The 7,701-nt window shown below is 74.5% G+C and carries 7 protein-coding genes; 3 read left to right on the top strand and 4 right to left on the bottom strand.

The genetic code is table 11. The features are described 5' to 3' along the window. The 3 genes from IH13_RS37530 to IH13_RS0114995 form a co-directional block, all read right to left on the bottom strand. Positions 1-979 (bottom strand): hydantoinase/oxoprolinase N-terminal domain-containing protein (locus IH13_RS37530; protein ID WP_031084651.1); only part of this gene is annotated, 979 nt, incomplete at its 3' end. A gap of 114 nt (positions 980-1,093) precedes the next feature. Then, on the bottom strand, positions 1,094-2,512 hold the full coding sequence (locus IH13_RS0114990; RefSeq protein ID WP_031084653.1) for a HEAT repeat domain-containing protein: 1,419 nt from the start codon (positions 2,510-2,512) through the stop codon (positions 1,094-1,096). 237 nt (positions 2,513-2,749) lie between these two features. Next, on the bottom strand, positions 2,750-3,142 hold the full coding sequence (locus IH13_RS0114995) for an ankyrin repeat domain-containing protein (RefSeq protein ID WP_031084654.1): 393 nt from the start codon (positions 3,140-3,142) through the stop codon (positions 2,750-2,752). A gap of 317 nt (positions 3,143-3,459) precedes the next feature. Between IH13_RS0114995 and IH13_RS0115000 the strand changes: the two genes are divergently transcribed. Further along, a complete protein-coding gene (locus IH13_RS0115000; RefSeq protein WP_031084656.1) occupies positions 3,460-3,654 on the top strand; it encodes a hypothetical protein in 195 nt (64 codons plus the stop codon). 37 nt (positions 3,655-3,691) lie between these two features. Next, the gene (locus IH13_RS0115005; protein WP_031084658.1) at positions 3,692-5,314 is read left to right on the top strand and encodes a membrane protein; all 1,623 of its coding nucleotides are present in this window, start codon (positions 3,692-3,694) and stop codon (positions 5,312-5,314) included. Between the two features lie 43 nt (positions 5,315-5,357). Here IH13_RS0115005 and IH13_RS0115010 read toward each other — a convergent pair whose 3' ends face one another. Continuing rightward, entirely contained in the window at positions 5,358-6,854 is a 1,497-nt protein-coding gene (locus IH13_RS0115010) for an SCO1417 family PLP biosynthesis transcription factor (RefSeq protein ID WP_031084660.1), read from the bottom strand. Positions 6,855-6,953: 99 nt separating this feature from the next. Between IH13_RS0115010 and IH13_RS0115015 the strand changes: the two genes are divergently transcribed. Continuing rightward, positions 6,954-7,595 (top strand): membrane protein YczE, encoded by a 642-nt coding sequence (locus IH13_RS0115015; RefSeq protein ID WP_031084661.1) that lies wholly within the window; start codon positions 6,954-6,956, stop codon positions 7,593-7,595. Positions 7,596-7,701 lie beyond the last annotated feature (106 nt).

Raw genomic sequence — 7,701 nt, forward strand, 5'->3', positions numbered from 1 at the left:
ATCCTCCGCCCGCCGCGACGGTGTGGATGCTCATCATGGGCGCACGCATCCGTACCCCGGCCACCTCGGTCCCGAGTTCCCGTTCGAACGCGCCCGCGTAGTGGGAGACGTCGGTGGAGGTCCCGCCCATGTCGAAGCCGATCACCCGGTCGTGCCCCGCCTGGGCGGACGTACGTGCCGTACCGACGACGCCGCCGGCCGGTCCGGAGAGCACCGCGTCCTTGCCGCGGAAGTGGGCGGCCTCACGCAGCCCGCCGTTGGACTGCATGAACATCAGTCGGATGCCGGGGAGTTGGGCGGCCACCTCGTCGACGTACCGGCGCAGGATCGGGGAGAGGTAGGCGTCGACGACGGTGGTGTCGCCGCGCGGGACGAGCCTGATCAGCGGGCTGACCTCGTGCGAGCAGCTGACCTGGGTGAAGCCCGCGTCCCGGGCCGCCCGGGCGACGGCCTTCTCGTGGCGGGGGTGGCGGTAGCCGTGCATCAGGACGACCGCGGCGCTGCGGATCCCGCCCGCCCGGGCGTCGCGCAGACGCGCGCCGACGGCCTCGCGGTCGAGGGGCCGCACCGTCTCCCCGGAGGCGCCGACGCGTTCCGGGACCTCGATCACCCGGTCGTACACCGCCTCGGGCAGGAGGATGCGACGGTCGAAGAGGCGTGGCCGGTTCTGGTAGGCGATCCGCAGCGCGTCCCGGAAGCCCTCGGTGACGACGAGGACGGTCGGTTCCCCCCGTCGCTCCAGGAGGGCGTTGGTGGCGACGGTGGTGCCCATCTTGACTCCGGCGACCCGGTCCGCGGGGACCGGGTCGCCGGGGGCGAGGCCGAGCAGGAGCCGGATCCCGGCGACGGCGGCGTCGGTGTACCGCTCCGGGTCGTGCGAGAGCAGCTTGCGGGAGACGAGGCGCCCTCCGGGCTCCCGGCCCACCACGTCCGTGAAGGTGCCGCCCCGGTCGATCCAGAACTCCCAGCGTCCGGTCACCCCTTCATTCTGGCGCGGGGGACCGCCCCGCGCAGACGGGGCGTCGGCCCCCGCGTACGGGGCGGGTGCGCCCCGGGGGCGTCCGCCCGCGTCGTCCCGGGGCGCCGCCCGGAGTCAGCCGGCGGACGTGTCCGGACCGATCCGGCTGCGTACCGCGGTCTGTACCTCGGCCTCCTCGGCGGGGTCGGCGGCGAGCCTGCGCAGGCGTTCGGCCACCCGGACGTCCCCGGTCTCCGCGTGGAGGGCGGCCACCTCCCGGGTGGTCTCCTCGCAGTCCCACAGGCACTCGACGGCGAAGCCGGTGGCGAAGGACGGGTCGGTGGCGGCGAGGGCCCGGGCGGCCCGGCCGCGCAGCTGCGAGGAGGAGGTCTCCCGGTAGACGTGGCGCAGTACGGGGGCGGCGCAGGCGATCCCCAGGCGGCCGGTGCCGTCGACGAGGGTCCACAGGCGGGGGGCGTCCGGGCCGTCGCCCCGGACCGTCTCCCGCAGCGCGGCGAGGACGAGGGGGGCGTCCTGCGCCGCGCCCCGGCAGGCCAGCACTCCGGACGCCGAGGCGCCGAGGGCGTCGGGGCGGTGCGCCCAGCGGCGGGCACGTTCCACCGCCTCCGGTCCGCACATGCGCTCGAAGGCGGCGACCGCCGCGTCGGCGACGGTCCGGGAGGGGCTGACGGCGGCCTCCTCGATCAGGTCCAGGACGGCGGGGTCCCGCGCTTCGGCGAGGTAGTGCAGGGCGGCGCACCGGGCGCCGTCCGGTCCGCCACGGGCGGCCTCGACGATGCGGGGCCGGTCCTCGGCGCCCGCGACGGCGGTCAGGCAGCGGGCGGCGGGGAGGTGGAGCACGCTGCCGCGCTCCAGCCCCTGCTGGGCCCAGTCGAAGACCGCCTGGACGCTCCAGCCGGGGCGGGGGCCGCCGGGCCGCATCTGGCGCTGCCACCGGTCGAAGGAGCCCTGCTCCCCGGCGGCCCGGATCCGGGCCCCGATCGCCGGGCGCGGATCGTCCGCCCAGAGGCGCCAGGGGCGCGGCTCGAAGGCGTCCCGCACCGCCGCGGCCAGTTCGGCGTCGCCCTGGGGGGTGGCGGGGAAGCGGCCGATCACGGGCTCGGCGAGCGAGCAGAGCCCGGCGTCGTCGTCGCGCAGGGCCAGCTCGTCGAGGGCCCAGGCCCAGTTGGCCCCGGTGGCCGCGTAACGCCGCAGGAGGACCAGGGCGTCGTCCCGGCCGTACGAGGCCAGGTGCCCCAGGACGGCGAGGGCGAGGCCCGTGCGGGAGTCGTCGGTGTCGAGGTGGTCCTCGGGGTCCCACAGGTGGCGCTCGATCTCCTCGGTGCCGCCGTCGAGATCGAGGTAGAGACGGGCGTAGTAGAGAGAGCGGTTCTCGACCTGCCAGTCGTGGCGCGGATCACTCAGGACGCAGTGGTTGAGCGCTGCCAGGGCCTCGGGGCGGGGTGCGGCGAGCGCGTGGAGCGTGCCGTCGCCGCGGCCCCTCTGCAACAGGCCGAGCAGGGTGCCGCTCGGCGCTATGAACGGATCGAACATGGGGAAAGCCTCACATCAAGCTGTCGACGCGACCGGGACCGTGCTGTTCCACGTGCCGGGGGGAGCTAGGCCGCGTGCCGACATGATCGGCCGACCGTCGTCTTCTGCCTGGTGCTCATCTTCCTCTGCCTCTCGTCGGTGGCCCGAAGCGGACCCGCGACGTCATGATGACCCAGCCATTTCGCCGACGCGACCACATTTACGGCGCACCGGTCAGCCACGCGCCCCCGCGGCGTCTCAGCGCGCACCGAAGAGTTCCAGCAGGTCGTCCTTGCCGAACATGCGCGCCGTGTCCACGGCGGACGGGGTCCCCGCGGCCGGGTCCGCTCCCGCCGCGAGCAGCGCCTCGACCACCGGGCGCTCGCCCTTGAAGACGGCTCCGGCGAGAGGGGTCTGCCCGCGGTCGTTGGCCCGGTCCGGGTCGGCTCCGCGCCCGGCGAGGGCGGTGACGGCCGCCGCGTGCCCGTGGTAGGCGGCCAGCATCAGCAGCGAGTCGCCCCGGTCGTTGGTGAGGTCGGCCGGGACGCCCGCGTCGACGTAGGCGGCCAGTTGGTCGGTCTCGCCACGCCGGGCCAGGTCGAAGACCTTGGTCGCCAGCTCGACCACCTCGGGATCGGGGGTTTCGCTCATCGGACGGACCGCCTTCCATGAACCGTCGTGCCGTCGCCGGCCTGGTGGGAGTACGGCGGGTGCCGTACGAATGAACCGACAGGGTACTGCTCCGCAACCGCCGTGAGCCTGCCCGGATCAGGCGCGAGGTCACCACGGAGTGGGGTTCTTTTCACAGAGGTCACCCCGCCCCCCACAGGACCCGGCACCCACTTTTCACCGACCGGTCGGGTGAAAAGTACCTCTATTCACCCGATTGCACCTTTATTCATATAGGCACATTTTGTAATGCTGGAAGTACTCATGGTGACTGTCCCCCTCAACCAGGAGAACCGCTCATGATCCTCTCCATCTCGGGCGTGGTACTGCTCGGCATCATCGTCTTCCTCTTCTTCAAGAAGGACGGGCTCAAGGCCTCCCACGCCCTCATCTGCGCGCTGTTCGGCTTCTACCTGGCCGGCACCGCCATCGCGCCCAGCATCACGGCCGGCGGGGCGAGCCTCGCCGGCATGCTCAGCGGGATCAAGTTCTGACGCTCCGCAACCGCTCCCACCTCTCCAGGAGACCGACGTGGCCCGGCGACCACTCCCCCGCATCCTGACCAGCGGCAGCGCTTCGATCACTCGTGGACGCGAGTGGGCGCGCACGGCCGCCGACGGTGCCACCGACGTCCTCCATCCGCTGATCACGGTCACCCGGGGTCGGCGGCTGCTGGCGGGAGCAGGGCGGCGGAGGTGGGCCGCGACGCCCCGGGACCGGCGCGGCCACGTGCTGTTCCTGGTCGCGGCCTGCGTACTGGGGGTGGCGCTCGTCCCCTACGGATCCGTCCTGGCGCTGGTCTCGGTGATGGGCGCCGCCGCCTGGAAGGGGCGGGAGCGGACCCCGGCGAAGACCGGCCCCGACGAGGCGGAGGCCGCGCGGCTCCGCTCGCTGTACGAGGCCCTGGTCCCGCACTTCTCGGTGGCCGACGACCCCGGCCCGCTGTTCTCCCACGGCGGCGACTGGGACAAGGCCTTCGGCTCGTCGTACGCCTTCGACGGCGACGGCCGGCTGACCCGGCTCCAGGTCAACTACCCCGCGTACTTCCCCGACGGCGACGCGGCGGCCCGCGCACGCGTCGAACGGGTCCTGGACGCCAAGTCGGGCCGGGGACGCGAGTACCACTTCGCCTGGGACGAGGAGGACAACCGCCTCCGGATGACGGTGCTCGCCCCGCTGCCGACCACCATCGCCGCCCAGCGCTTCGTCACCGCCCCGGGTGAGACGGTCCTCGGCTTCACGGACGCCGACGCGGTGCGGCGCACCGTCCCGGTGTGGGACGGCGACACGACCCGGGACGCCGCACCGGTGATCTGGCGCACCGGATCCCGGTCGACGGAACCGCACCTGCTTGCCGTGGGACACCCCGGGAGCGGGACCACCACCCTGATCCGCTCCCTGGCCCTGCAGGCCCTCCAGCACGGCGACCTCCTCGTCGTCGAGGGCGGGGGCACCGGGGAGTACGGGTGCCTGAGCGGACGCGACGGTGTCCTGGCCGTCGAACGCGGTCTGTCCGGGGCCCTGGCCACGCTCGAGTGGGCCGCGCACGAGACGGAGCGCCGGCTGATCGCGGCCGACCGGGCCCGCCAGTCCGGCCATCCCGCCCCCGAGGACGTCAGGCGCCCCCTGTGGATCCTGCTGGACCGGCCGAGCGCCCTCTGCCACCTCGCCGCCGCCGAGGGCAGGCCCGATCCGCAGGACCTGCTCCAGGTACCGCTGCGGCACGGACGGGCGGCCGGGGTGACCGTGGTGGTCGCGGAACAGTTCGACGGCTTCGGCGCCCTTTCCGGGACCGTACGCGCGCACACCCGGGCCCGTGCCGTCCTCGGCCCCGCCGGCCGCGAGCAGGTCGAGTCGGTGCTGGGCACCCAGCCGCACACCACGCCGACGCCCCAGGTGCCCCCGGGCCGGGGGTACGCCCGGCTCGGTACGGGACCGGTGCTGCGCCTCCAGGTTCCCGCGACCCCGGACCCGTACGACGCCGCCACGAGCGAGGCCCACCGGCGGTCGGTCCTCGACCTGCTGCCCGGCGGGCAGGCGCCGGTGGAGCGGGCCCAGGAGTACGCCGAGCGGGCCCGGGAGTACCAGGTGGCCGGGCCCGACCCCGCGCACAAGGACCCGTTGGCCGTGGCGCCGGCCGTCGCGGAGGGATGACGGCGCCGCCACCGGGCGGCCCGCCGGCGCGGCCCGGGCCGGCTCAGGCCACGAAGGTGCGGGGCGCCTCGGCCCCGGCGCTCGCCCCGGAGACGACCAGCTCCGCCGCTGCCGCCAGCCGCACCGCCGCCTCGTCCGCCACCGGGCCCGCCACGGTGAACGGCAGCCTCACATAGCCCTCGAAGGCCCCGTCCACGCCGAACCGGGGCCCCGACGGCACCCGTACGCCCACCCGCTCGCCGGCCACCGCGAGGCGCGAGCCGGAGATCCCGCCGGTACGCACCCAGAGGGTCAGCCCGCCGTGCGGCACCTCGAACTCCCACTCCGGCAGTTCCCTGCGCACCGCCCCCACCAGCGCGTCCCGGTTCCCGCGGGCCTGCTCGCGCCTGAGGGCGACGGCCTCCTCCCAGCCGCCAGTGCGCATCAGCCAGTTGACGGCCAGCTGTTCCAGCACCGGCGTCCCCATGTCGGCGTACGCGCGGGCCGCGACCAGGCTCCGGATGACGTCCGGGGCGGCCCGGACCCATCCGATCCGCATGCCGGCCCAGAACGCCTTGCTCGCGGAACCGACGGTCACGACGGTGCTGCCCGCCGGATCGAACGCGCAGACACGGCGGGGCATGTCGACGGGGTCCAGGCGCAGCTCGCTCATCGTCTCGTCGACGAGCAGCACCGTCCCCGCCGACCGGGCCGCCTCGACCAGCGCGCGGCGCCGCTGCTCGTCGGCGAGGGCGCCGGTCGGGTTGTGGAAGTCCGCCACGACGTAGGCCAGTCGGGGGGCCGTGTCGCGCAGGACCTGGCGCCAGCGGTCCATGTCCCAGCCGCCCAGCCCCTCCTCCATGGCGACCGGCACCAGCCGGGCGCCCGCCTCCCTCATCAGCTGGAGGATGTTGGCGTAGCTGGGGGACTCCACGGCGATGCGTTCGCCGCGGCCGGCGAAGAGGTGGCAGATCGCGTCGATGGCGCCCATCGCCCCCGTGGTGACCATGATCTGTTCCGGCATCGTGGGGATGCCGTGCCCGGTGTAGCGGTCGGCGATCATCTGCCGCAGGGCGGGCAGGCCCGCCGGGTAGTCGCCGTGTGTGTGGGCGTACGGCGGCAGTTCCTCCAGGGCGCCCTGCACGGCCCGGGTCAGCCAGGGTTCGGGGGCGGGCAGCGAGGCGCAGCCCAGGTCGATCACCGAGCCGAGGGCCTCCGGGGGGAGGGGTTCCAGGCCGCGGGCCGGCAGCGGGTTGCCCGCGGGGACGGCCGTCCAGCTCCCCGCGCCGCGCCTCGACTCCAGGAAGCCCTCGGTCCGCAGCGCCTCGTAGGCGGCGGCCACGGTGGTCCGGCTGAGCGACAGCGCGAGCGCGAGCTCCCGTTCGGCGGGGAGCCGGGCGGCGACGGGGACCCTGCCTTCCAGGACGAGCATGCGCACCCCGTCGGAGAGCGCGCGGTAGGCGGGCGGCTTGCGGCTGCCCGGGGGCAGGGGGCGGGGCTGTTGGGCCCGGAGCTGCCGGGCCAGCTGTGCGGCCCCTACCGTCGATGTCCACTGCGCCACGGAAATCGGTCCACCTTCCTCGGATTGGCCATGGTTGGCGGCCGAACCCCTGCCACAGAGTGACACGCGGCAGTCCATTGCGACCACAGGGGGTACCACATGTCCGGCCTCACCACCCCGAGCGGGAGCCGCGCCGTCCGGCGATCGGCCCATCTCTTCGGGGGGCTCGTGCTATACGGGGCGAGTGCGGCGCTCATGGTCCGGGCGGGCCTGGGGCTGGAGCCGTGGGGGGTGCTGCACCAGGGCGTCGCCGAGCGGACGGGCCTGTCCATCGGCGTGGTCTCGATCGCCGTCGGAGCCGTCGTCCTGCTCCTGTGGATACCGATCAGGCAGCGCCCCGGCCTCGGCACCGTCTCCAACGTCTTCGTCGTCGGCCTCGCGATGGACGGCACCCTGGCGCTCGTACCGGATGTGCGCGGGCTCGCCGCACAGATCGCGGTCCTGGCAGCGGGCGTCGGGCTGAACGGTGCCGCGACCGGGCTGTACATCTCCGCGCGCCTCGGCCCGGGGCCGCGTGACGGGCTGATGACCGGCCTGCACCGGCTGACCGGGCGTTCCGTCCGGCTGGTGCGCACGGCGATCGAGGTGGCGGTCGTGCTGACCGGCTTCCTGCTCGGCGGCACGCTCGGCGCCGGCACCGTGCTGTACGCCCTGGCGATCGGCCCGCTCGCCCAGTTCTTCCTGCGGGTCTTCGCCCTCCCCGCGCCCGGGCCCGCACCAGGGGCGATACTGCCGCGGTGACAGCAGTGAACGAGGCGTCCCCGGGGCGCCACCCGTATCTGGACCACCCGTCGGCCATCCCGTTCGCCCACCGGGGCGGCGCCCTGGACCTGTCTCTTATACACAT

The sequence above is a fragment of the Streptomyces sp. NRRL WC-3549 genome, assembly GCF_000721935.1.
Classification (GTDB): Bacteria; Actinomycetota; Actinomycetes; order Streptomycetales; family Streptomycetaceae; genus Streptomyces.